This window comes from Rhizobium leguminosarum bv. viciae (assembly GCF_012276115.1).
In the GTDB taxonomy this organism is placed as follows: domain Bacteria; phylum Pseudomonadota; class Alphaproteobacteria; order Rhizobiales; family Rhizobiaceae; genus Rhizobium; species Rhizobium leguminosarum_T.
On sequence record NZ_WIEU01000007.1, the window covers coordinates 243393 to 266539 of the forward strand.

Consider the following 23147-nt stretch of genomic DNA (forward strand, 5'->3'; position numbering starts at 1 on the left):
TTCTTTTCCGACGATGATCGATCTCGCGTCTTATCTCGGCCTTTTCGCCGCGGCTCTCGGCGCGGCAACAGTGCTGCCGATGCAGTCGGAGCCGGTGCTGGTTGGCCTTCTTCTTAGCGGAAAGCTCTCCGTTCCGGTTCTGCTGGCCGTCGCCAGCGTCGGAAACACGCTTGGAAGCATCGTCAACTGGTTCCTCGGACGCGGAATCGAAAAGTTTCGTGACCGGCGTTGGTTTCCGGTCGGCGAGAAGGCGCTCGAACGTTCGTCCCGCTGGTATCGGAAATACGGAAAATGGACGTTGCTTCTGTCCTGGATGCCGCTGTTTGGCGACGCCCTGACCGTTGTCGCCGGTGTACTCAGGGAGCCGCTTCTCCCTTTCACGATCCTGGTGTTCGTCGCCAAGACCGGCCGCTATGTCGTGTTGACGCTGATTACCTTACAGATCGTCGGCTGACCGCTTCCGGCGCGGGAGCACCATCCGGTCGACTGTCTCGTCACGGGCTACGACCGTGTGCCAAATCGCCGCCGCGAGATGCAGCGCCACCATCGCCAGGATGATCCTCGATCCGATGACGTGGTACGGCGCAATCCCGAACCAGAAGTAGCTCGCGACGACGCCCATGCAGGCCTGCCCAATAATCGCGGCGTAGAAGGCGTGGTGAAGAGCCGCGGCTGCTCGCCCACTCCATGAGCTGGGTGCGCTGGTTTCGGGGGGCTGAAGAAGACGAAGAACCAGCCGCAGGCCCATCAGCAGGCCAATCGCCATTCCCGCGTAGTTGTGAAGATGGTGCTGGACGACGTCCCAGTACGCCGGAGTCATGCCCATGTGGACGGCGTGGTGGGTTCTCTCGATGCTGCCGCCCGTCAGATACTGGACCGGCACCAGGAGGGCGATCAGCCAGTGAAGTCCTATCTGGGCCAGCGAATAGCCAGGTTTCATCGAATTCTTCCGAGCGAGAGGCGCAGACTAGCCGGCGACGGTTAATGCTTTCTCATCGGCCGTTGCCAAAACGCAAGGCCGCCACAGATCATCACTGGTACTGTGGAACATTGCGGCTGCCGCACAGTTCGGCGCCGGAAGGAAACCCAGCCGAATGAGACTTGGAAGCATCTTCCGGTACGCTCAGCTTTTGGTCGTCGCTCTCCTGGTGGCGGCGAATCCTTTCGGCATGGCCACGGCGCCGAGCACCGTTCCAGGCCAGCACTGTGCCGTCGTGGGGGAGCGTGATCACCATATGGGGCATGCCTACGGCATGCAGGCCGGGTGCTGTTCGGCGATGCACTGCTGTCCGATCCTTCCGGAACTTGCCAAGGTCGCGGCTCGGCACTTCGAACCGGGGAGGCATGAACGGACGCAGTCCGTCGACAGGTCGCTCCTGCTGATCCGTGCGATCGATCCGCCGCCCCGATTTCAGGCGGGCTGAGACGGACCAAACAATCAACCAGATTTCGGAGATCGAAACATGAAAACGTTCACCAGCCTTACCCTGTACGCGGCAGTTGCCGCCGGCTTTGCTATCCTGCCGTCGGCGGTTTCCGCCCAGACGACGATGGCCTATCCGGAGAAATGCAAGTCCGCAGGCATGAAGATGGACATGTCCGGAGGCACGCCGATGGGAGAGATGACCGACTACCAGAAGGCGTCGATGGACGGCATGAAGGGCATGCACATGAACATGATGCAGGGGATGATGAAGAAGGACGCCGACGTCTCCTTCGTCTGCGGCATGATCGCCCACCATATGGGCGCGATCAGCATGTCGGAGGTCGAACTCAAGTACGGCGACAATGAAGAGGCCAAGCAGATGGCACAGAAGGTCATCGAAGCCCAGAAAAAGGAGATCGAAGAGATGTCCAAGTGGGTGGACAAGGAAGTCAAATAGGAGATTGCGCCATGCATCATATGTCGACTGAAATGAAAGCTTGCATCGACAACTGCCTCGCCTGCTACAGCGAATGCCTGTCGATGGCCATGGGACATTGCCTGGAACTGGGTGGGGAGCACACCAAGCCTCCGCACTTCAAGCTGATGATGGCATGCGCGGAGATTTGCCGGACCTCAGCGCACTTCATGCTGATCGGCTCGGAGCACCACAAGCATGTCTGCGGGGAATGCGCAGAAATCTGCGGCCAGTGCGCCGAAGACTGCGAGCGGGTGGGCGACATGCAAAGCTGCGTCGACGCCTGCCGCCGTTGCGCCGATAGCTGCCGCAAGATGGCGGCGTGATCGGGGAGGCCGGTGTCCGTTCGCCCTCTTCCTGCCCAGATGAGAACGAATATCCGGTGAAGCGACGGATATCCGAAGCAAGTGGCATGGCCCGGTTTGGACGCAGCGTTTATGAAGCAGACCGCTTACGTGAAGAAGATTGGACTGCTCTCCATCGTGGGAGCGGTCCTGATGGCGGGGGTTCCGTCGCCAGCCGCGGAGGACCTCGTCTCCCGTCGGCAGGCGGACATGAAGGCCATGGCCGCCGCGGCGAAGACGATCTCCGGCATGTTCAAGGATCCGACAACCTACAAGGCCAATGAGTTCAAATGGGCGGCCGACACCATCCGTGACAAGTCCGGGAGCGTTCTCTCCGCACATTTCGCCTCCCAGGCCGCCAGTCCGCAGTCGAAGGCCGGGTCGAACATCCTCGAAGAGCGCGACCGGTTCGACCGCATCGCCAACGATCTGCGCGACTACGCCATCGCGCTGGACGCCGCCGCGCAGAACAACCCAGGACAGATGTCCGCCAGCATGCGCATGAAGCCTGGGGAAGCCATGGGCGGCGGCCCGCTCGGCAGCCGCGTCCGTAACGAGCAGGAACTGCTGGCAATGCCGGCAGAACATGCGTTCCACCTCATGCTTCAGACCTGTACGACCTGCCACGCCAAGTTCAGGATGGAATAAGGGCGATCACGCGGGACCGGGAATTGCTCACCTTGTTCAAGCGTCCGACCTTTCAACCACGGCCGCATTCGCTTCAAACAGCCATGTTCGACGCTGCCGACATCACTTCCCGAGGGGCGGGACCGCCAAACATATGGCGGCCATCCTCCTCGACTTCGGTGAAACACCAGCGCACGACGCCATCCCGGTCGAGCAGGAATTCGCCGACGAGCTGGCCGTGGCCGGTGGCGATCATCTGCTTGTCATCCTCGGTGATTTCATAGCCGTCCGCCTTGTCGAGGAATTCCGACGCCGCCATCGGGTCCATAGGCACTGGAAGCTCGCCCGGCATGTCGATGCGCATCGACATCACCGTGTTCATGCTGACTTTGCGCGGCCACTCATTCTCATCTTCGGTGAACTGCAGATTCGGTAGGCCGAAGGCCCTGTGCGATACCCGTTCCGGATCCGAGGCGGCCAGCAGATTGGGAAGCGGATGGTAGCGGAAATAGAGGCGAGCGCGGTCGATCGGCGTGTTGACGACGGTCAGGCAGTCGATGCCTTTCTCCTGCAAGGCATCGGTGAGTTCGGCCATGGCGGCAATTTGCCGGCGACAGAACGGGCAATGCAATCCGCGGAACAACCCGACGAGCACCGGCTTCTGGCCGCGAAAATCGTCGATGGCGACCTTGCCCTGGCGGGTGATCGCATCCAGCACCACGTTCGGCGCGCGATCTCCCGGCTGTAACGGTCTTGCGGCGTGGTTCTCCTGCATGTTTCGTTCCTCCCTTTATCTTCTTGAATCGATTTGCCTAATCGATCTCCGGCGATCACTGCACGAGGACAAGTCAGTCGAGAAACGGCAAGACGACGAGCGTGCCGGGGTCGAGGTTGTGGCGGATGCAGACATCCTGTGCCAGCGTGAAATACCGTTCCGCCTCGTCCATGTCGTCATGCTCAAGGCTGAGTGTCGCCAAGCCATCATAGCACGGAAAGAGTAGTTGCGGTTCATCAATTTCCTTCGCAACCTCAAGGGCTTCTTCGTAATACTTGCGAGCTAGCTTCGGCTGCCCGTGGCATTGATGAATCTGGCCCAGTACGATCAGCGGCACGGAGAGATGGTCGCGCTGATCGAGCCCCCGGTCGATTTCGACGGCCTTCTCCGCCGCCGGTACACCCTCGGCGGCGCAGCGATCGGTGAAGGTACAACATGCGACTGCGAGGTTGGCGAGAAGGCGCGCCTGGAAGCCGAGATCGCCGATACGGGTCGCAACCTCCAGACCGCGCCGGCAGATCTTGATGGCGTTGGCCGGATCGACAATCGTGTAGAGAACGCCGAGGTTGGAATAGGCGCGACAGGCAGCACTTTGCAGATCGGCCTTTTCGGCAACAGAGAGGCTACGCTCCACTTCCTGCACGGCCTCGCGGCGGCGTCCGAGCCGCGCAAAGGCTGCACCCTTCGTGTTCAGCGCCTCCGCCATCGCTCGCGCTGTCTCCCGTCCGGCCTCGGTCGTCCCGTCGATCGGCAGGGTTTGCAGGCATTGCAGCGCCTGCGTCGCCCACTCTGCGGCAGCGGCCTGATCCCCCATGCGGAAGGCCAGATGGCCGCGCTCCTGCAGGACATGTGCACGTTCGACCGGCGCATCGATTGTGGCGATCATCGCTTCGGCTTCGGCCAAATGTGTCTCCGCTTGATCGCGGCGTCCTGCATCGAGATGCAAACGGCCGATCTTGCGCAATATCCGCGCTGCGGCGATAGGATCGTCTTTGGTGCGGTGGATCGCCAGCGCTCGCTGATAATGGTTCAAGGCGGCGTCGCGCAGGCCGGCAGGGCCGCAGAGATCGGCAAGACGCTCCAGGAGCGCCTGTTGCTCCGGTGTCACCTCCGCCTCGTTTGCGAAGGCCGCAAGGGCCTGACGGTAGAGGCGCATTGCGTCGTCATTGGCGTAGGCCTTGCGCGCCAGATCGCCAGCCGCCATCAGATAGGTGGCGCCCTTGGCCTTTTCGGTGGTCAGGCTGAAGTGATGGCCGAGCTGCGCCAGATACTCGGGCCGGTCGGGCGCTGCACCATATTGACGTTCCAGAACCCGGCCGATCCGTTGATGAAGCTCCATGCGCCGTTGCAGCAGAAGATTGTGATAGATGACGTCGTGCATCAGCGTCTGGCTGAAGCGATAGCCCGGCGACCCGCCGGCATCCGGCCCGCGCAACTCCTCGATGATATTGGCATCGCAGAGATGATCCAATGCAGCATCGATGGCGGCCGGGTCTGTGGCGACGGTGCGGAGCAGGGCGGTATCGAACTTCGGGCCGACCACCGCCGCCTCTTGCGCCAGCCGTCTGATCTCCTGCGGCAGACGATCGACGCGGGCAAGCAACAGGGCTTGCAGGTTCACCGGGATATCCACATCCGTGTCTTCCGTTGCGACATGCCAGCGCTGGCCGTCATTGTGCAACGTGCCCATGTCGATCAGCGCCCGAAGGGTTTCTTCGATGAAAAGCGGATTGCCGCCGGCGCGGTCGAGGATGCGTTTGCGCATCGTCACTGGCAACTTGGCATAGCTCTCGCCAAAAAACGCAGCAAGCAGCTTCTGCCCGTCGGCCGCAAAGAGTGGGGCAAGACGTTGGACGGTGACGCTGACACGATTGGAGTCCAGTGGGTCGGTCTGCGATGTCGGCCGGTAGACCGCCAGCAGCATCAACCGGCTGCGCTCCAGCCGGTCCATCATGAAGCGAAGCACTTCCAGCGAGGCAGCGTCCGCCCAATGCAGATCCTCAATGACAAGCAGCAGGGGACCTTGCGCCAGCCGCCGCTCGAAGACGGTGCGGACGGCATAGAAGATCTGCCGCCGCAGCTGCTCTGGCTCGATGTACCGCAACGCGCCATCGGGATCGCCGAGGCCGAGGACATGCAGAAAGAGCGGCAAAAGTCCTTCGACCTCCTCCTGCGTCAGATCGAGCGCGCGAAACCCCGTTGCCAGCAATTGCCGCGCCCTGTCGAGATCGTCTCGCTCGCCAATGCCGTAGGCGCTGCGCACGACCGCGCCGAGCGTGCCATAGGATTGTTCGCCGAGGGGAGAGCAGGTCGCTTTGCGGATGGCGAGGCCCTGGAAACGGGCGGCATTGCTGGCTATCGCGACGAATTCATTGACCAGCCGCGACTTCCCGATACCCGCTTCGCCGATCAGGCGGACAAGCTGTGCTGCCCCGCCGCAGGCAAGATCGAGGCATGTCAGCAACCGCGACATTTCCGTATCCCGTCCGATCATCGGCGCCTGAAGGCCGAGACTCTCGAGCCCGCGCGCCGTATGCGGCGCTTCCAACAGTCCTGTCAGCCGATGGACAAGGACGTTTCCGCTTTTGCCGCGCAACGCCTGCGCACCGAGACTCTCGAAGGCAAAGGCATGGCGGGTGAGGCGATAGGTCAGCGGCCCGACAAGGATATCGTTTTCGCCGGCCATAGATTGCAGGCGTTGGGCGGTGTTCACCGTGTCGCCGGTCACCGAATAGGATTTTGTACTGACCGCACCGAAGCCGCCGGTAACGACAGGGCCGCTATTGATTCCGATATGCAGACGCAGCGGCACGCCGGCGCGGGCGTGCCAGCGCTCGCCGACCTGCGTGGCCCGACTGATCATATCGAGTGCGGCACCAAGCGCCCGGACCGGATCGTCCTCATGAGCGACCGGCGCGCCGAACAGCGCCAGCAGCGCATCGCCGACGAACTTGTCGACGAAGCCGCCATAGGCCTCGACCGCTTGGGTCATCTCTTCGAACAATTCGTTCTGCAGCACCCGCATGACTTCAGGGTCGATCTGCTCGCTCAGCGTCGTGAAGCCGCAGAGATCGGCAAAGAGCACGGTCACCGGCCGCCGGTCGGCATCACCGTCAGATTTAGACTGCACCGCCTCGATGTTTGGCTTCGACGCGGGTTGGACTTTGCCCGAAACCGACGCGCCACAGCTGGGGCAGAAGGCAAAATCGGGCTGACAGGGATAGCCGCAGGCAGCGCACGAGATCGGTTGCCTTGCGCCGCATCGCGGACAGAAAGCAAAACCGCTCTGAATATCGAACCCGCAGCCGGCGCACTCCATCGGACGCATCTCACGAAACCCCGATGTACGGCTATTTCAGCCGCAACCAGCAGGCCTCAGAATAGGAAACAAGCATGAACCTGCTGCCCCAGGCCCGCAAGCGCTAAACAAGCGCTGCCGGCGAGATCCGTTCCGGACGTCAGGCGACGTCACCTCGTTCCCGCAAGAAACTGTCGAAATCGTTCAGACTTCGGCTGCGTAAATAGCTCAGCAGGCGCGCCGGTTTCTTCGATGACACCCTTGTGGAGAAACACCACTTTATTGGAAACGTCGCGCGCGAAGGCCATCTCATGCGTCACGACCAGCATGGTCCGGCCTTCTTCAGCGAGGGAGCGCATCACCTTGAGCACTTCGCCGACGAGTTCGGGATCAAGCGCAGAGGTCGGTTCATCAAACAACATGACCCTCGGCCGCTGCGCAAGTGCGCGCGCGATTGCAGCCCGTTGTTGCTGCCCTCCGGACAAGTGCGCGGGATAAAAATTTCGCTTGTCGGCGATACCGACCCGTTCGAGCAGGACTTCGGCCTCCGCGATGCATTCTGCGCGGTTGCGTTTCTGCACGTGCACCGGCGCTTCGATCACGTTCTCCAGGATGGTCATGTGCGACCAAAGATTGAAGCTTTGAAACACCATGCCGATGTGCTCGCGCATCCGATCGACTTGCCGGCGGTCCGCCGGCTCGGTTCTATGCCCGGCTTTCTTCAGAGCATACATCTCCCCGCCGATACGAATTTCACCGCTGTCGGGGACTTCGAGCATATTGAGACATCTGAGCATCGTCGATTTGCCAGAGCCGGATGAACCGAGAATGGAAATCACATCGCCTTCATGTGCTTCCAGCGAGACTCCCTTCAGGACCTCCAATGGGCCAAAGCATTTCCGAAGATCCTTAACCGAAACGGCAGCGTTTTTGTCGTTGTTGTCGCTAGCCAAAACTGATCCCCTGCCAGACATGCACACTCCCGTTTAAGATTGCAGCCGCATGCGCATGTGAGGCGAAAGCCAAAATTCGACCACCATGAGAATGCGCGTGACGACGAAATTGATCGCAAGGTAGATCGCCCCTGCGACGATGAAGATCTCGAAAGCGCGAAAGCTGTCGGCGATCAACTTCCCGGCCAGGCCGGTGACTTCCATGATCGTGATGACAGAAGCGAGTGCCGTTGCCTTGAGCATCAGGATGATCTCGTTGCCGTAGGCCGGCAGCGCATGCCTGATGGCAATCGGCAGGATGATCCGTCTGAACAGAAGAACGCCCGACATGCCGCAGGCGCGTGCCGCCTCGATTTCCTGGCTGGAGACGGCGCGCAGGCCGCCGCGGAAAATTTCGCTGCAGTAGGCAGCAGTGTTGAGAGTGAGTGCGAGCACCGCGCACCAATAGGGTTCGCGAAAGAACGACCAGAGCCCGAGGTCCTGTAACCCGTGCCGAAACTGGCCGAGGCCATAGTAGATCAGGAACATTTGCACGAGGAGAGGTGAACCTCTGAAGACGAAGACATAGGCACCGGCTATGGATCGTCCCATTGCGCCGCCGGTCACGGCCAGCAGCGAGAGTGCAAGCGCCAACGCGCTGCCTGCCAGGATGGACGTGATCGCAAGCTCGAGGGTGAGCGGCACACCGCTCAGAAGCGTGAGAAACGTATCCCACATGAAACCGATATCCGTCATAACGCCCTCCTTACGCCCTGGGTCGTTCGAGCTTCCATTCGCCTGAATACAATCGAGGAGAACCAGGTGACGATGAGATAGAGAACAACCGCCGACAGGTAGAACTCGAAGGGGCGGCGTGTGGATCCGGCGGCGATCTGCGATTGGCGCAGCAGTTCGACCAGACCTGTGACGGAGATCAATGCCGATTCCTTCAAGACGAGTTGCCAGGTGTTTCCGAGGCCGGGAATGGCATAGCGCAGGACGAGCGGCGCGATGATACGCCTGAATTTAGGCCATGGCCGCATACCGACGGCGCTGGCGGCTTCGAGTTCGCCGCGTGCCACCGATCTGTAGGCCCCGCGAAATACTTCGGCCTGATAGGCTGCCGAAACCACGCCGAGCGCCAGGGTTCCTGTCAAAAAGGCCGGCATTCCGATGAACCCTTGATAGCCGAACAGGCCGCCCACAGATCCAAGGAACGCACTGCCGCCAAAATAGAAAAGATAGATGACGAGAAGGTCCGGCACGCCGCGCAGAACCGTCGTGTAACAGTCCGCCAGCCACCGGACGGCCATGTGGCGGGACAACTGCATGAAGGTGACAATCGAGCCGATCACCGTTCCAGCCAGAAAACCGCAGACGGATACACCGATTGTCATGGCGGCTGCGGTCAGAAGTAGCCAACCCCAACCCGTCGGCCCGAAGCCAACGAGAGCCAGGTAACTATCGATAGGTGCCATGCGTGGACCTCTTGGTGAAAGATCAGGTTTGTGTCAGTCGGCTGCCCGGCGATGCGCCCAGATGCGCTGGAGCTTCGACATATTTTTAAGCGAGCTTTGAACATGCGCCCGCGCTGCACTGGCGGCGGCCTCCCGGTCGCGTGAGCAGATGGCGTCTGCGATTGCCCGGTGCTCGTCGAGATCCGTGTGCTCCAGATCGACCCAAAGGACTTCGAGCCAAAGTGCCAGCCGAAGCTGCTGGTAAATTTGATCCGTTGCCCTCACGAGGGCCTCGTTTCGGGTCGATTCGACGATGACGCGATGGATGTGCAGTCCAAGATCGAGATTCCGCGCCGCGTCCGACGGCGTCTCGTTGGTCGTTTCCTTGAGTTCCACCATCTGGGCGATGACGCCGCGAAGCCGATCGAGGTCTTCCTCGGTCGCCATCTCGCAGGCGAGTTGTGCCGCGCAAACATCGAGCGCTTCGCGAACAACCAGCAGATTGCAGAATTTGGTGACGTCGAGATCGGTCACAGTGTAGCCAAAATTGCGCTGCCCAACGATAAGCCCTTCCTCTTCAAGCTTCATCAGCGCTTCACGCAACGGCGTGCGGCTGACGCCAAAGCGCTTGGCAAGCGAAACTTCCGAAAGGCGCTCCGAGGGGCGAAGTTGGCCGCTGAGGATCAGGTCCTTCAATTGGGCATATGTGCTCTCACGCAATGACCCTCGCTGTTCCGTCTTGGTCGCTACCAATCGATTCCCCTTCCATCTCTGGTCCATTCACCGGGCCCGGCGAGCGTCACCATAACTTTTTCCCTCTTGCTTGATCAAGAAGAATACGATTATGTATACAATGTTGGCGACAACAAGCAATGGCTCCTCATTCGCTTTTTGAATGTCGCTTGAGATTGCTTCAGAACACATGGAGGCCAGATGCCGGAGATTCTCAGCCTGGACGAATTGCGCAAGCGTTTTTCGAACGCTTCGGGCGGCGAAGTATTCGATCCGAAGTTTCGAAAGGTTGCCGAACTGGTCTTCGGCGAGGGAGACAGTCGTCAGGCGCCCTATTGCGGTGTTCCGACATTGCTGAAGGCACCGTATCGTCCCGACGCATCACCCAATTTTGCCGATATAGACATAGCGCTTTTCGGAATTCCGATGGATCTCGGGGTGACGAACCGATCAGGCGCGCGATTCGGGCCGAGGGCCGTGCGCAATGTCGATCGGGTCGGTCCTTACGATCATGTCTTGCGAGCCGTCCCGACTGCCCATGCACGCGTTGCCGACGTGGGCGATGTTCCGTTCAAAAGCCGCTTTGATCTTGCTGCATCCCATGAAGATATCGAACGATTTGTCCGCGGGCTGGTAGAAGCGGGCGTTGTGCCTCTGGCAGTCGGCGGCGACCATTCGATCAGCCTTCCAATTCTCAAGGCCCTTGGCAAGCATCAGCCCGTCGGGATGATCCACATCGATGCGCATTGCGACACCGGTGGTTCATTCGAGGGGTGCAAATTCCATCATGGCGGACCGTTCCGCCAAGCGGTTCTGGACGGTGTGCTTGATCCCAGGCGGACGATCCAGATCGGAATTCGAGGGAATTCCGAGTATCTGTGGGAATTTTCCTACGCGTCCGGCATGACCGTCATCCATGCGGAAGACGTTGGCGACCTCGGCATAAAGGCCGTCATCGCCAAAGCGAGAGAAGTCGCCGGATCAGGCCCAACCTACATCAGCTTCGACGTCGATTCTCTTGATCCGGCATTTGCGCCTGGCACGGGAACGCCTGAGGTCGGTGGGCTGACGTCTGCCCAGGCACTCGGAATTCTGCGCGGTCTTGCAGGTTTGAACATCGTCGGCGGCGACGTCGTCGAGATCGCTCCGCAATACGATCCAACGTCGAACACGGCGCAAATTGCCGCTCAGGTCTTGTTCGAACTCCTCTGCCTGACGGCCGAGGCAATCAAGGTTCGCGCGTCCTAGCAAACGGGCTGGATGTCGCGGAGTCTGCAACAGCCTTGCCTTGGGAAAAGGGTAGGGTCTACCAAAAAGGGGAATGCAAAATGCAAATATCAAAACTCTTGTTGACGTCCGCTCTGCTCGGCGTCGTCTCTGTCGGCGCCGCCGCCGCTGAGACAAAACCAACCGAGATCACCATTGCGACCGAGGGCGCATACGAGCCTTGGAATTTTACCGGTCCTGACGGCAAGCTTGCAGGGTTCGAGATCGATCTTGCCAACGACCTTTGCGCTCGTATGAAGGTCAAATGCACCATCGTCGCCCAGGACTGGGATGGACTGATTCCATCGCTCACTGCGAAGAAGTTCGACGCCATCATGGCTTCGATGATCGTTACCGAAAAGCGCCTTGCCGTGATCTCGTTCAGCATGCCCTATGCCCCGACCGCGGCCGCTTTCATGGTCGAAAAAACTGGTCCTCTCGCCGATCTGCCGGGAACCGGGACGACGGTGGACCTCGCTGGCGACAAGGCGAAGGTCGAGCAGGAATTGCAGCCGCTTCGAGACGCCCTGAAGGGCAAGGCCGTCGGCGCCCAGGTCTCGACAGCGAACACTGCGTTTCTCGATACCTATTTCAAGGGCGTCGTCGATCCCAGGGAATACAAGACCGTCGAACAGCATGATCTGGACCTCCAGGCGGGTCGGATCGATGCCGTCGTTGCCCAGAAAACCTCATTGACTGCAACGCTCGGCAAGGACGACTTCAAAGATTACAAGATCGCGGGTCCGACCTTCAAAGGCGGGGTCTTCGGACAAGGCATCGCGGCGGGCCTTCGCAAGGACGATACCGTTTTGAAGTCGATGTTCGATGCGGCGATCGAAGCGGCCGAAGGCGACGGCACGATCAATAAGCTCGCAGAGAAATGGATAAAGACAACTCTTGATTGATTAAACGGTAAGGCTCCTATTCCGGCAGCAATCGGCAGCCGGTGCACCGAGAGGTCGCACCGGCTGACGGACGGAGCTTTGCCAAGCGTCGCAATCGAAACAAAGCTAATATTTGGAGAACCCTGTGACCATCCTTCTCAACTCCCTTGAATCCCGCGACGCCGCGTTCGTTCTTCATCCCTATACCAACGCCTCGCAGCATTTGAAGGACGGCCCGCTGGTCATCGCCAGGGGTGAGGGGATCCACATCATCGACAGCGACGGCAATAAATACATCGAGGGTCTTGGCGGGCTGTTTTGTGCCTCGCTGGGTTTCAGCGAACAACGGCTGGTAGACGCGGCAACCCGCCAGATGAAGGAATTGCCCTTCTATCACAGCTTCGGCGGCAAGACGCATGAGACCGCGGTCGAGCTTGCCGACCGGCTCATTCAGCTTTCACCGGTCCCGATGTCGAAAGTGTTCTTTGCCAATTCGGGTTCCGAGGCCAACGATACGGCCATGAAGCTTGTCTGGTATTATCACAATGCCATCGGCAAGCCGGAAAAGAAGAAAATCATATCGCGGATGCGGGCCTACCACGGCGTGACCATCGCTTCGGCGAGCCTGACGGGGCTTCCGAACAACCACCGCGATTTCGATCTGCCTATTGATCGGGTGCTGCATACGGATTGCCCCGAATTTTATCGCTACGGCCGCCCGGGCGAAACTGAGGAAGAATTTGCGACGCGCTGTGCCGATTCGCTTGAACAGATGATCCTCGCCGAGGGGCCGGAAACCATCGGTGCATTTTTCGCTGAGCCATTGATGGCGTCCGGTGGCTGCATTGTTCCGCCGCCGACCTATTACGAGAAGATCCAGGCAATCCTCAAGAAATACGACGTGCTGCTGATCGCCGATGAAGTCATCTGCGGCTTCGGCAGGCTCGGCACGATGTTCGGCTCGGAAAGCTTCGGGCTTCAGCCGGATATGATCGTCATGGCAAAGCAGCTTTCGGCGGCCTATCAGCCGATATCCGCCCTGATGATCAACGAAAAGGTCCATTCCGCGGTCGTTGCCGAAAGCGAGAAAATCGGAACATTCGGACATGGTTTCACCTATAGCGGCCATCCTGTTGCGACCGCCGTCGCTTTGGAAACCCTGAAAATCTATGAGGAGCGCGACATTGTCGGCCACGTCAGGGACGTCGCGACGGTGTTCCAGCGACGGTTGAACGAACTTGGCGACCATCCGCTTGTGGGCAACGCCCGCGGTCGTGGCCTCATCGGCACACTCGAGCTGGTTCGCAACAAGGAAACCAAAGAGCAGTTCAAGCCAGCGGACGGCATTGCCATTCACGCCGGCAAGCAGGCCCAGGTCCATGGCGTCATCACGCGCGCTCTTGGCGACAACTACTCGCTTTGCCCGCCGCTGATCATCACCGAAGCACAGATCAATGAATTGTTCGACCGCTCCACCCGGGCGTTGGACGACACCTACACCTGGGCCAGGGCGACCGGCCTCTACTGAGCGAAGGAACCGACGATATGCGAAACTTCGAAATGCCGGGAAGATCGATAGCTGTCGGCCGCAATGGGATGGCAGCTACATCGCACCCCATGGCGACCTTGACCGCGATCGAGATCCTCAAAGCCGGCGGCAAGGCGATCGATGCTGCGGTGGGTGCCTGCGCCGTGCAATGCGTGGTCGAGGCCGGATCCACCGGCATAGGTGGCGATTGCTTTGCGCTGCTGACATCAAACGGAAATGATGATGTCGTTGCCTATAATGGCTCGGGACGCACGCCGGCGGCGGCACATTTTGATTGGTTCAGGGAAAACGGCATCACTTCGATCGAGCGATCGTCGCCGCATGCGGTGACCGTTCCCGGTGCGGTGGACGCATGGACGCGTCTCGTTGCCGATCATGGAAGGATGTCGCTGGCTGAAATCCTTGCTCCCGCAATAGCGCTGGCGCGCGACGGCTATGGGATCACGCCACGCGTTGCCGTCGATATTTCGAACCAACGTGATTTGTTGCTGCGTGATCCTTCGACACGCCGTATTTTCTTGATCGACGATCAGGCGCCGCCTGTCGGATCGGTTCAACGTCAGCCGGAACTGGCACAGACACTGGAAGCGATCGGGATTTCAGGCCGTGACGGCTTCTATCGTGGTCCAGTGGCGGACGACATGGTGACACGGCTGAATTCGCTTGGCGGTCTCCATACACTTGAAGATTTTGCATCTGCCGCCGGCGAATATGTGAAGCCCGTCAGCGCGACATATCGAGGATGGACGGTGCATGAATGCCCGCCAAACGGGCAGGGGATCATCGCTCTGATGATCCTGAAGATCTTGGAGCGTTTCGAACGCAAAGGCGATCCGCTGGGCGTCGACAATCTGCACGTCGAAATCGAAGCCACACGGCTGGCTTATGCCGCCCGTGATCGATGGGTAGCCGACGCGGCAGTAGATGTTCCGGTCGACTTTCTGTTGTCCGACGAACTCGCCGACAGTCTTGCTGCCAAGATCGATATGACCACGGCCTCCGACGCCGAGGCGGTTCTCGACGGCGTCGAGCATTCGGACACGGTTTATATTTCGGTTGTCGACAAGGATCGAAATGTTGCCAGCTTCATCAACTCGGTCTTCCATCCCTACGGAAGCGGCTTGATGGCGCCAAACTTCGGCGTCCTATTCCACAATCGGGGGCAAAGCTTCGTTATGAAGCAGGGCCATCCGAACGCGATAGGGCCGCGCAAGAGGCCTATGCACACGATCATCCCAGGGCTGGTGACACGCCATGACAAAACTGTTTTGTCGTTCGGCGTCATGGGGGGACACTATCAGGCGATGGGCCACGCCCACTTCCTCTCCAAGCTGTTCGACTTCAATTTGGACATTCAGAGCGCAATCGATTTACCTCGGCTCTTTCCGCTTCCCGGCACGGCGACGATCGAAGCCGAAGCACGTCTTCGCATCTCGATCGGCGATGATCTCAAAGCGCGCGGCTTCAGGGTTGTCGCTCCGAATTGGGCGATTGGCGGTGCCCAGGCGATCTGGATTGACGATCAACACAACACACTGTTGGGCGCTTCTGATCATCGAAAAGATGGTTGCGCACTCGGCTACTGACGGCAATGGAGAGCGATATGTCGGGATATCCGGATACCCAACTTTACATCAATGGCCTTTGGAGGGACGGGTCAAACGCCCATCTCTCCATCGTCAATCCTGCTTCGGGCGAGGTCATCGGTAGCGTTTCGAATGCCAGCAAGGGTGATCTCGATGAAGCGCTTGCAGCCGCTGCCGCCGGCTTTGAACAATGGCGGCGCGTAAGTGCGTTCGAGCGGTCAAAGCTTATGCGCCAAGCCGCCGAGATCTTGCGCGACCGTTCAGCGGCGATCTCGAGAATAATGACGTTGGAGCAGGGCAAGCCGCTGGCCGAATCCAAAGCGGAAACGGCGGGAGCTGCCGACACTATCGATTGGTTTGCCGAAGAGGCTCGCCGTGCCTACGGCCGTTTGGTTCCACCCAGAGCGACCAATATCAGGCAAATGGTTGTCAAGGAGCCTGTCGGTCCGGTGGCGGCCTTCAGTCCCTGGAATTTCCCGTTGAATCAAGCCGTACGGAAGGTTTCGGCGGCCCTTGCCGCCGGCTGTTCGATTATTCTGAAGGGGCCGGAGGAGACGCCGGCAAGCTGCGCCGAGCTTGTTCGCGCCTTTGCTGACGCAGGCCTGCCGGCAGGAGTACTCAATCTCGTTTTCGGAATTCCAGCCGATATTTCAAATCACCTCATCCCCCACCCTGTTATCCGCAAAATCTCCTTCACCGGATCGACCGTCGTTGGAAAGCAACTGGCCTCACTGGCCGGCGCCCACATGAAGCGGGTGACGATGGAGCTCGGCGGCCATGCGCCAGCTCTCGTTTTCGATGATGCCGATATCGATCTTGCGGTCAGACTATTGGCTGGTGCGAAGTTTCGAAATGCTGGCCAGGTCTGCGTGGCACCGACGCGGTTCCTCATCCAGGAACGCGTCTTTGAAAAATTCCTCGATGGCTTCGTGAAGGCGGCCGAGGCAATCGATGTCGGCGATGGATTGCGCGACGGCGTAGCCATGGGGCCGCTTGCCAATCCGCGAAGGGTCGAGGCCATGGAGTCGCTGACGGCCGACGCGGTGATGCGTGGCGCAAAGATCGCAACCGGCGGCAAAAGAATCGGCAACCTCGGCAACTTCTTCCAGCCGACAGTTCTGACCGACGTTCCACAAGATGCGCGCGTGCTGAACGAAGAACCCTTCGGTCCGATGGCGATCGTCAGTGCATTTTCGGATTATGGTTCTGCCATTGCGGAAGCCAACCGCCTGCCATACGGGCTGGCGGCATATGCCTACACGACGTCTGCGAAGACGAGCGCCGACCTTGCCCGCGACATCGAAAGTGGCATGCTCTCGATCAATCATCATGGACTGGCGCTGCCAGAGCTACCCTTCGGCGGCATAAAAGATTCCGGCTACGGGTCAGAAGGCGGCAGCGAAGCGCTAGAAGCTTATTTCAATGCGAAGCTGGTAACCGAGACGGTTAATTAGCGGACCGAATCCCACCCACTTGGCGCTTTCACTCGTGGGCGACATGCTTCGTGGTATCGCTCAGCCATGCCAGAACCGCCCGTTCTCCGGAGACGGACCAGGCGCCCGCCTGTGTACCGTCAATCCTCAGGCCCCCAGGAGGGGCCTGATCAAGCACATTGAACGGATGGGAGCTGCCGCCATCACTGCGGGTGGGTGCCGGCGAGCCTCGCGACCCGACAGTGAATGAGCACCGGCCGGTCCGCGTCGATCATCTCCCCGATCCTGGCGTCGAGTTCGCCCGGGCTCTCGCAACGAAGGCCGATGGCGCCATAGGCTTCCGCGAGCTTGGCGAAATCGGGCAGCGAAGCCGAATAAGAGCGAAATCGACCACTGCCCTCCGGCACTTGACCCCATTCTCGCGCCATGCCCGGATGTTCATCGCTCAAGATGAAGATCTTGATCGGTGCTTGATGCTGTATCGCCGTCGACAGCTCCTTCATCGTCGTTTGCACAGACGCGTCGCCGGCAATGTCAATGACAAGACGGCCGGGATGTGCGATCTGCGCCCCCAGCGCGGCGGGAAGACCGAAACCCATCGTCCCCAACCCCCCTGACGTAATCCAGCGATTGGGTTTGTCGAAGCCGAAGAACTGCGCCACCCACATCTGCTGACCGATCTCCGTGGCGATGATCGGGTCGTGCGGCTTTGTCAACGCATGCAGGCGCTGCAGGGCATGTTGCGGCATGATTGCGTGGTCCAGCCGCTCGTAGGAAAACGAATGGTGGGCTCGCCAATGGTCGATCTGCGACCACCACGCCCGCAACCGCTTCTGGTCGGGCATGGTGGAGAGCGACCGCCAGGCATGGATCATATCCGCCAGCACGTGCGCGGCGTCGCCTTGAATGCCGATATCGACGGGAACGCGTTTGTTGATCGACGAGGCATCGATATCGATCAGGATTTTCTTCGAGTGAGGCGAAAACTCATGGACGCGCGAGATCGCGAGATCGTCAAACCGCGCGCCGATGGCGACCATCAGATCGCAGTCGCCAATTGCCATATTGGCTTCATGCGATCCGTCCTGTCCGGCGACGCGCAGCCAGTTTCGCCCGCTGGCGGGATAGGCTCCAAGCCCCATCATAGTGGACGTTACGGGAAAGCCGGTGAGGTCGACGAACTCACGCAACAATCTCGACGCCTCCGGTCCCGAATTGATGATGCCGCCGCCGGCACAGATGATGGGTCGCCGGGCTCCGGCCATCAATGCGACCGCCGCTCGGATCGCGTTCCGATCGCCTTGCATTGCCGGCTGGTAGCTCGGCAGCGTAGCTACCTGGTCAGGTGCAACGTAGGTCCCGCTAGCGAAGAGCACGTCCTTGGGCATGTCGACGAGAACAGGGCCGGGTCGGCCGGCCGTCGCGATCCGGAAAGCCAGATGGATCGTTTTGGCCAGATCGTCGACGTGTTTGACGAGGAAATTGTGCTTTGTGCAGGGGCGGGTGATGCCGACCGTATCGCATTCCTGAAAAGCGTCGGTACCGATCAGACTTGTCGGCACCTGGCCGGCGAGGCAGACGAGCGGGACGGAGTCCATAAGGGCATCCTGCAGCGCCGTGACCGCATTTGTAACGCCTGGTCCCGATGTCACCAGCATGACGCCAACTCTTCCGGTCGAGCGGGCATAGCCTTCGGCGGCGTGTCCGGCGCCTTGCTCATGGCGCACCAGGAAATGTTTGATGTCCTCCTGTTGGAAGATTTCGTCATAGATCGGCAGCACCGCTGCACCGGGATAACCGAAAATGTGTTCGACACCGTTGTCGCGCAGCGCTTGCAGAACGATCTCGCCGCCGTTCATGCGACGATCGGAGGGGGTGTTGAGAAAAGAGTTGGCTGTCTCGCCGGTCATATCTGGGTTCCGTCGTGAGTGAGGTGATGGTGCGACGGGGCATAAAAAAGGCCCCGTCAGGGACCTGTTTTCGGCGCATGGGTGGCTATTGCCGGACGATCAGACCGTCCTGCCCATGCGCGATATCACCACTACGAGAACCATTGCGATTTTCATCGGCGATAGAGCTAGCTCTAAATCTACACGTCGTCAACGACGTCGCTGCGCAGATCGTATCTGTGGTTGAGAATATTTGAGATCGGTTGGTTCGGTCAATGATGAGGCAAGGGCAGGGTGGCAACCCGTTCGCAACCGATCGACAAGGCAAACTCTGCCCGTTCCATCGCCCCCAAGCGATTTCGACCACGTCTTCCAGTGTGCGCCCGTCAGGGTTTCCGAGCCAGCCACCGGCGTCCGGTACCGGCGCGAGCCCAAGTTCTATGGCGAGGTATATGCACCATCGAGGATCTGCCGCGCCTCGGCCCGCGGCGCGGCGACGGAATGACGCTTGACGAGCGAGCATTCGAGCTTCGCAATGGGATAGCGCTTGCCGGGTGTACTTTCCGGGTTGAGATGTTCGATCGCCCATTGCCCCATGGCAAGATGTGGAAGAACCGAAGTCGTCAGCGGAGGGACGAGATGTCGTGAAATTTCTTCGTCGTCATAACCCACCACCGACATGTCCTGGGGAATGCGAAGCCCGGCATCCTTGAGCGCTTCGTAGCACCCGATGGCAGTGCGGTCGTTCTGGCAGAAGATCGCGGTGGGCGGCTCTTTCAGAGCAAGCAGTTTCATCGTGGAGGCATAGCCGGCACCGGCCGACCAGTCGCCTTCAATGACCAATTCCGGATCAAAGGGGATATCGGCGGTCGCCAATGCGCGGCGATATCCCGTCAGCCGGTCCTGCGCCGCCTGCATCCAGATTTCGCCGGTGATCGTCGCGATGCGATGGTGTCCGTGCATGATCAAATGCCGGGTGGAGCTCTGCCCTCCCGCGATCTCACTCGGCACCACGGCGGGAAAGGCATGGTCCGCGGTATAACAGTTCAGCAGGACCGTCGGGATGTTGAGCTTGCTGACATAGGATGGAAGCTCCACCTGGCGAGTATAGATTGTCATATATATGAGCGCCGATATGCCTCCGTTCGTCAACGCCTCGATTGCTTTCGGCTCCATGACGGGGTCACTGAGCGTCTGGGTTACCAGAAGGACATTGCCGGCGTTCCAGGAGGCTTGCCGCGCGCCTTCGATCGCAACGATCGCTTCCGGGCTGGTGGCGAGTTGATCCACGGCGAAACCGATGACGTTGTCCAGTCCCGAATAAGAGGCCTTCGTCGTATAGGTCTTCTCCATGTAACCGAGCGCGCGCGCCGCCTCCAATACGCGATCGCGCGTCTGCTGTGAGATGCGGGTGCCGGGTGTGTCGTTGAGGACGAAGGAGACGGCCGCCTGCGAGCAGCCAGCCGCCGCGGCGATGTCCATCATCGTCACGCGCACAGGCTTATTTTGGGTCTTGGACTTTCGCATTCGTGGAGACTGTCTCTGCTTGGGATAACGGTTCAGGGTGATTGATTGTCGGTTTTGGTAATTAATATTATCATCTATCTGAAAGCGCTGGCAATTGCAGGAATTGTTGCAACTCTATCAGTTATTGGCAAGTGTCAGTACAAAATCGCCATCGTAGCCATTGCACGATGAAATGTTTTGATCTGCATTGATAATACTATTTACTAATTAAATTTCTTGTATACCGTCAAGGAGCGATCGGAACCTATGCCACTCGTCGCTTTGCGACGGCCCTAGGAGGGGGCGCGCATCCGGCCGGCCGTAAATCGGAAACGGGCCCGTGCAACTGCGGCCCCTCGGGAGGTGTATTATGAAACAGCTGAAACGCAATGCAGCCTTGTTCTTCGCCGGGTTGATGCTGAGCGCGGCACCGATTGCCGTATCAAATGCTGCCGACAAGCCGACACTCGCATTTGTCGTCAACGGCGCATCCGACTTCTGGAAAGCCGCAGAGGCGGGCGTGAAGAAGGCGCAGGGCGAGATGCCCGACTACCAGATGGAGCTGAAGTACCCTGAGCAGGCATCTGTCGCCGTTCAGCAGCGGCTTATGGAAGACTTGGTCAGTGCCGGCGTCAAGGGGATCATGGTTTCCGCAGTCGATCCCAAGACCCAGACGGACGGCTTGAACAAGATCGGCTCGCAGACTGCTCTCTTCACCACAGATAGCGACGCGCCGCAGACCAACCGCGTCGCCTATATCGGCTCATCGAATATCGACGCCGGCATGCAGGCCGCCGAAATCGCCAAGAAAGCGATGCCGGACGGCGGCAAATGCATCGGCTTCGTTGGCCTGCTCGGCGCCGACAATGCCAAGGAACGCATCCAGGGCATGAAGGACGGCCTGAAGGGCACGAAGATCGAGCTGACAGATGTACGCGGCGACGATATCGACCAGACGCGCGCAAAGAAGAACGTCGAGGACGCGCTGGTGGCCAGCCCCGACGTCACCTGCATGGTCGGCTTCTACTCCTACAATACGCCGCGCATCTATGAAGCGTTGCGCGACGCCGGCAAACTCGGCCAGATCACTGTCGTCGGCTTTGATGACGATCCGATCACGCTCGGCGGCGTCAAGGAAGGCACGGTCGCAGCGACCGTCGTGCAACAGCCGTTCGAATGGGCCTATCAGGGCATGAAGCTGATGGCGGCCTACCTCAAGGGCGACAAATCCGGCGTTCCCAGCAACGGCTTGATCATCATCCCGACGGTAATCATCGGCAAGGATGACGTTGACAAATATGCCGCCAGCCTGAAGGCCATGTCTGGAAAATAACCCTCCTTCGCGGCGGGGGCACTTGCCGCCGCCGCGAAAGACGTCTCATGCCGACAGTATTGGCAGCCATGGACAGGCGATGAACCACAGCTCCGACATCCCGTCACCGGACGCGCTTGCAACGCCATTCCTTTCGCTTTCCGGCGTTGGCAAGACCTATCCGGGCGTCGTTGCGCTTGAGGGCCTGTCAATCGACATCATACCGGGCGAGGTCATCGGCCTCGTCGGCGAGAACGGGGCTGGAAAATCGACGTTGATGAAGATTCTCGGCGGCGTGATCGCACCGGACCGAGGCACGATTCTGCTCGACGGCGCAGAGCTTCGTTTCCTCACTGTGGAATCGAGCATCGCATCCGGCATCGCCTTCGTACACCAAGAACTCAATCTCTTTGAGAATCTCGACGTTGCCGCCAATATCTTCCTGGGCCGCGAGCCGCTGAAGGCCGGACCTCTCAAGCTCGTCGATCGCAATCGGCTGCGAGACATGGTGAAGCCGCTCTTGAAGCGGGTAGGGGCTCATTTTTCCGCCGACACACCCGTGGCATCGCTTTCCCTTGCCGAGCAGCAGATGGTGGAAATCGCCAAGGCGCTGTCCATCAATGCCAGGCTCGTCATCTTCGACGAACCCACGTCCAGCCTGCCGCTGGCCGAAACCGAGCGTCTCCTGAGCATTATCAAATCGCTGAAAGCCGATGGCATCAGTGTGGTTTTCATCTCGCATCGCCTCCACGAGGTTGAGCGCGTCGCAGACCGGGTCGTAGTCCTGCGCGACGGCACGCTAGTGGGCACGCTTGCCAAGAGAGATATCGGTCACGACCAGATGGTCAAGTTGATGATCGGCCGGGTGCTTGCGGCCCGGACCGCAAAACCGCAGCGCTCGCCCGGCTCGGTTGCGCTGAAGGCAAGTGGCGTGCGCACCGAGGCCTATCCCGGCCGTCCCGTTGATCTGGAAATCCGGTATGGAGAAATCATGGGGCTTGCAGGGCTCGTGGGGTCGGGCCGCACCGAGCTTGCAAAAGTACTCTTCGGCATCGACCGGAGCTACGGCGGAGCCATCCTGCAGGACGGGCGGCAAATTGCGGTAAGTTCTGCCCGGGACGCCGTCGCTCGTGGCATTTTCCTGGTCCCGGAGGATCGCAAGCGCAACGGCATTCTTCTTGATTTCCCGATCGCGCAGAACATAACCCTTGCCGATCTCCCCAAGCTCTCCAGCCGCTTCATGCTTTCTGCCGAGCGGGAGAGGGCGGCGGCCGAAAAGCAGCGCGTTCGCCTTGGTATCAAGGCGCCCTCCGTTTCGACGCGAACCGGCACTCTGTCCGGCGGCAACCAGCAGAAGGTGGTGCTTGCCAAATGGTTGTCGATGAGCCCGAAGGTGATGATCTTCGACGAGCCGACACGCGGCATCGATATCGGCGCGAAGAACGAGATCTATGGCCTGATGCGAGCGCTTGCCGATGCCGGAGTGGCGATCCTGATGATATCAAGCGACATGGAAGAGGTGATCGGCGTTTCTGACCGCATCGCCGTCATGCACGAGGGCCAGATCGCCGGCATATTGGAAGAGGACGAAATCAGCCAGGAAAGCGTCCTTTTGCTTGCCGTCGGCAAAAGGGTAAAATAGCGGCTGCGACCCAC

21 protein-coding genes are annotated in these 23147 nt (G+C 59.8%); 12 read left to right on the top strand and 9 right to left on the bottom strand.

Annotation, left to right across the window (positions count from 1 at the left end):
- The first annotated feature begins 13 nt into the window (after positions 1 to 13).
- Positions 14 to 454 (top strand): YqaA family protein, encoded by a 441-nt coding sequence (locus GFM02_RS15780; RefSeq protein ID WP_168322107.1) that lies wholly within the window; start codon positions 14 to 16, stop codon positions 452 to 454.
- Here the strand turns inward: GFM02_RS15780 and GFM02_RS15785 are convergent.
- Positions 437 to 940, bottom strand: coding sequence for a cytochrome b (locus GFM02_RS15785; RefSeq protein ID WP_168322108.1), 504 nt, complete (start codon positions 938 to 940; stop codon positions 437 to 439). The two genes, GFM02_RS15780 and GFM02_RS15785, sit on opposite strands and share 18 nt — an antisense overlap.
- A gap of 154 nt (positions 941 to 1094) precedes the next feature.
- On the opposite strand from GFM02_RS15785, the gene GFM02_RS15790 reads away from it, so the two are divergent.
- The 4 genes from GFM02_RS15790 to GFM02_RS15805 all read left to right on the top strand — a co-directional run bounded on the left by GFM02_RS15790 (position 1095) and on the right by GFM02_RS15805 (position 2893).
- On the top strand, positions 1095 to 1424 hold the full coding sequence (locus GFM02_RS15790) for a hypothetical protein (RefSeq protein WP_168322109.1): 330 nt from the start codon (positions 1095 to 1097) through the stop codon (positions 1422 to 1424).
- Between the two features lie 39 nt (positions 1425 to 1463).
- On the top strand, positions 1464 to 1883 hold the full coding sequence (gene copM / locus GFM02_RS15795; protein ID WP_168322110.1) for a CopM family metallochaperone: 420 nt from the start codon (positions 1464 to 1466) through the stop codon (positions 1881 to 1883).
- 11 nt (positions 1884 to 1894) lie between these two features.
- On the top strand, positions 1895 to 2227 hold the full coding sequence (locus GFM02_RS15800; RefSeq protein ID WP_131666950.1) for a four-helix bundle copper-binding protein: 333 nt from the start codon (positions 1895 to 1897) through the stop codon (positions 2225 to 2227).
- 111 nt (positions 2228 to 2338) lie between these two features.
- The gene (locus tag GFM02_RS15805) at positions 2339 to 2893 is read left to right on the top strand and encodes a cytochrome c (RefSeq protein WP_168322111.1); all 555 of its coding nucleotides are present in this window, start codon (positions 2339 to 2341) and stop codon (positions 2891 to 2893) included.
- Between the two features lie 73 nt (positions 2894 to 2966).
- Here GFM02_RS15805 and GFM02_RS15810 read toward each other — a convergent pair whose 3' ends face one another.
- The 6 genes from GFM02_RS15810 to GFM02_RS15835 form a co-directional block, all read right to left on the bottom strand.
- Positions 2967 to 3647 (bottom strand): peroxiredoxin-like family protein, encoded by a 681-nt coding sequence (locus GFM02_RS15810; protein ID WP_020049958.1) that lies wholly within the window; start codon positions 3645 to 3647, stop codon positions 2967 to 2969.
- A gap of 73 nt (positions 3648 to 3720) precedes the next feature.
- Entirely contained in the window at positions 3721 to 6966 is a 3246-nt protein-coding gene (locus tag GFM02_RS15815; RefSeq protein ID WP_168322128.1) for an adenylate/guanylate cyclase domain-containing protein, read from the bottom strand.
- 149 nt (positions 6967 to 7115) lie between these two features.
- The gene (locus GFM02_RS15820; RefSeq protein WP_168322112.1) at positions 7116 to 7919 is read right to left on the bottom strand and encodes an ABC transporter ATP-binding protein; all 804 of its coding nucleotides are present in this window, start codon (positions 7917 to 7919) and stop codon (positions 7116 to 7118) included.
- Between the two features lie 12 nt (positions 7920 to 7931).
- Positions 7932 to 8633 carry an ABC transporter permease gene (locus GFM02_RS15825; protein ID WP_168322113.1) on the bottom strand — a complete coding sequence of 234 codons (702 nt, stop codon included), beginning with the start codon at positions 8631 to 8633 and terminating at the stop codon, positions 7932 to 7934.
- Positions 8630 to 9355, bottom strand: a complete 726-nt coding sequence (locus GFM02_RS15830) for an ABC transporter permease (protein ID WP_168322114.1) — start codon at positions 9353 to 9355, stop codon at positions 8630 to 8632. The genes GFM02_RS15825 and GFM02_RS15830 overlap by 4 nt, the downstream gene beginning before the upstream one ends.
- Before the next feature lie 33 nt (positions 9356 to 9388).
- Positions 9389 to 10114: a GntR family transcriptional regulator gene (locus tag GFM02_RS15835; RefSeq protein ID WP_168322115.1), complete on the bottom strand. Its 726-nt coding sequence runs from the start codon at positions 10112 to 10114 to the stop codon at positions 9389 to 9391.
- Positions 10115 to 10267: 153 nt separating this feature from the next.
- Between GFM02_RS15835 and speB the strand changes: the two genes are divergently transcribed.
- The 5 genes from speB to GFM02_RS15860 all read left to right on the top strand — a co-directional run bounded on the left by speB (position 10268) and on the right by GFM02_RS15860 (position 16805).
- Positions 10268 to 11314, top strand: coding sequence for an agmatinase (gene speB / locus GFM02_RS15840; RefSeq protein WP_168322116.1), 1047 nt, complete (start codon positions 10268 to 10270; stop codon positions 11312 to 11314).
- 80 nt (positions 11315 to 11394) lie between these two features.
- Complete coding sequence (locus GFM02_RS15845) at positions 11395 to 12237, top strand: transporter substrate-binding domain-containing protein (RefSeq protein WP_020049964.1); 843 nt, start codon at positions 11395 to 11397, stop codon at positions 12235 to 12237.
- A gap of 124 nt (positions 12238 to 12361) precedes the next feature.
- Positions 12362 to 13744: an aminotransferase gene (locus tag GFM02_RS15850; RefSeq protein WP_168322117.1), complete on the top strand. Its 1383-nt coding sequence runs from the start codon at positions 12362 to 12364 to the stop codon at positions 13742 to 13744.
- 17 nt (positions 13745 to 13761) lie between these two features.
- Positions 13762 to 15351: a gamma-glutamyltransferase family protein gene (locus tag GFM02_RS15855; RefSeq protein ID WP_168322118.1), complete on the top strand. Its 1590-nt coding sequence runs from the start codon at positions 13762 to 13764 to the stop codon at positions 15349 to 15351.
- 17 nt (positions 15352 to 15368) lie between these two features.
- Positions 15369 to 16805 carry an NAD-dependent succinate-semialdehyde dehydrogenase gene (locus GFM02_RS15860; RefSeq protein ID WP_168322119.1) on the top strand — a complete coding sequence of 479 codons (1437 nt, stop codon included), beginning with the start codon at positions 15369 to 15371 and terminating at the stop codon, positions 16803 to 16805.
- A 182-nt stretch (positions 16806 to 16987) separates the two neighbouring features.
- Here the strand turns inward: GFM02_RS15860 and ilvB are convergent, their stop codons facing one another.
- Together ilvB and GFM02_RS15870 are read right to left on the bottom strand one after the other, a co-directional pair.
- Positions 16988 to 18694, bottom strand: a complete 1707-nt coding sequence (ilvB, locus tag GFM02_RS15865) for a biosynthetic-type acetolactate synthase large subunit (protein ID WP_168322120.1) — start codon at positions 18692 to 18694, stop codon at positions 16988 to 16990.
- 417 nt (positions 18695 to 19111) lie between these two features.
- Positions 19112 to 20200 carry a LacI family DNA-binding transcriptional regulator gene (locus tag GFM02_RS15870; RefSeq protein ID WP_027665803.1) on the bottom strand — a complete coding sequence of 363 codons (1089 nt, stop codon included), beginning with the start codon at positions 20198 to 20200 and terminating at the stop codon, positions 19112 to 19114.
- A 349-nt stretch (positions 20201 to 20549) separates the two neighbouring features.
- Between GFM02_RS15870 and GFM02_RS15875 the strand changes: the two genes are divergently transcribed.
- Positions 20550 to 21512, top strand: coding sequence for a sugar-binding protein (locus GFM02_RS15875; RefSeq protein ID WP_131642690.1), 963 nt, complete (start codon positions 20550 to 20552; stop codon positions 21510 to 21512).
- A 79-nt stretch (positions 21513 to 21591) separates the two neighbouring features.
- Positions 21592 to 23133: a sugar ABC transporter ATP-binding protein gene (locus GFM02_RS15880; RefSeq protein WP_168322121.1), complete on the top strand. Its 1542-nt coding sequence runs from the start codon at positions 21592 to 21594 to the stop codon at positions 23131 to 23133.
- The last annotated feature ends 14 nt before the right edge of the window (positions 23134 to 23147 follow it).

Bases quoted from the DNA above. Each gene is read 5' to 3' on its own strand.
- GFM02_RS15780 (WP_168322107.1), top strand. From the start codon at position 14: ATGATCGATCTCGCGTCTTATCTCGGCCTTTTCGCCGCGGCTCTCGGC.
- GFM02_RS15785 (WP_168322108.1), bottom strand. From the start codon at position 940: ATGAAACCTGGCTATTCGCTGGCCCAGATAGGACTTCACTGGCTGATC.
- GFM02_RS15790 (WP_168322109.1), top strand. From the start codon at position 1,095: ATGAGACTTGGAAGCATCTTCCGGTACGCTCAGCTTTTGGTCGTCGCT.
- copM (WP_168322110.1), top strand. From the start codon at position 1,464: ATGAAAACGTTCACCAGCCTTACCCTGTACGCGGCAGTTGCCGCCGGC.
- GFM02_RS15800 (WP_131666950.1), top strand. From the start codon at position 1,895: ATGCATCATATGTCGACTGAAATGAAAGCTTGCATCGACAACTGCCTC.
- GFM02_RS15805 (WP_168322111.1), top strand. From the start codon at position 2,339: ATGAAGCAGACCGCTTACGTGAAGAAGATTGGACTGCTCTCCATCGTG.
- GFM02_RS15810 (WP_020049958.1), bottom strand. From the start codon at position 3,647: ATGCAGGAGAACCACGCCGCAAGACCGTTACAGCCGGGAGATCGCGCG.
- GFM02_RS15815 (WP_168322128.1), bottom strand. From the start codon at position 6,966: ATGGAGTGCGCCGGCTGCGGGTTCGATATTCAGAGCGGTTTTGCTTTC.
- GFM02_RS15820 (WP_168322112.1), bottom strand. From the start codon at position 7,919: ATGTCTGGCAGGGGATCAGTTTTGGCTAGCGACAACAACGACAAAAAC.
- GFM02_RS15825 (WP_168322113.1), bottom strand. From the start codon at position 8,633: ATGACGGATATCGGTTTCATGTGGGATACGTTTCTCACGCTTCTGAGC.
- GFM02_RS15830 (WP_168322114.1), bottom strand. From the start codon at position 9,355: ATGGCACCTATCGATAGTTACCTGGCTCTCGTTGGCTTCGGGCCGACG.
- GFM02_RS15835 (WP_168322115.1), bottom strand. From the start codon at position 10,114: ATGGACCAGAGATGGAAGGGGAATCGATTGGTAGCGACCAAGACGGAA.
- speB (WP_168322116.1), top strand. From the start codon at position 10,268: ATGCCGGAGATTCTCAGCCTGGACGAATTGCGCAAGCGTTTTTCGAAC.
- GFM02_RS15845 (WP_020049964.1), top strand. From the start codon at position 11,395: ATGCAAATATCAAAACTCTTGTTGACGTCCGCTCTGCTCGGCGTCGTC.
- GFM02_RS15855 (WP_168322118.1), top strand. From the start codon at position 13,762: ATGCGAAACTTCGAAATGCCGGGAAGATCGATAGCTGTCGGCCGCAAT.
- GFM02_RS15860 (WP_168322119.1), top strand. From the start codon at position 15,369: ATGTCGGGATATCCGGATACCCAACTTTACATCAATGGCCTTTGGAGG.
- ilvB (WP_168322120.1), bottom strand. From the start codon at position 18,694: ATGACCGGCGAGACAGCCAACTCTTTTCTCAACACCCCCTCCGATCGT.
- GFM02_RS15870 (WP_027665803.1), bottom strand. From the start codon at position 20,200: ATGCGAAAGTCCAAGACCCAAAATAAGCCTGTGCGCGTGACGATGATG.
- GFM02_RS15875 (WP_131642690.1), top strand. From the start codon at position 20,550: ATGAAACAGCTGAAACGCAATGCAGCCTTGTTCTTCGCCGGGTTGATG.
- GFM02_RS15880 (WP_168322121.1), top strand. From the start codon at position 21,592: ATGAACCACAGCTCCGACATCCCGTCACCGGACGCGCTTGCAACGCCA.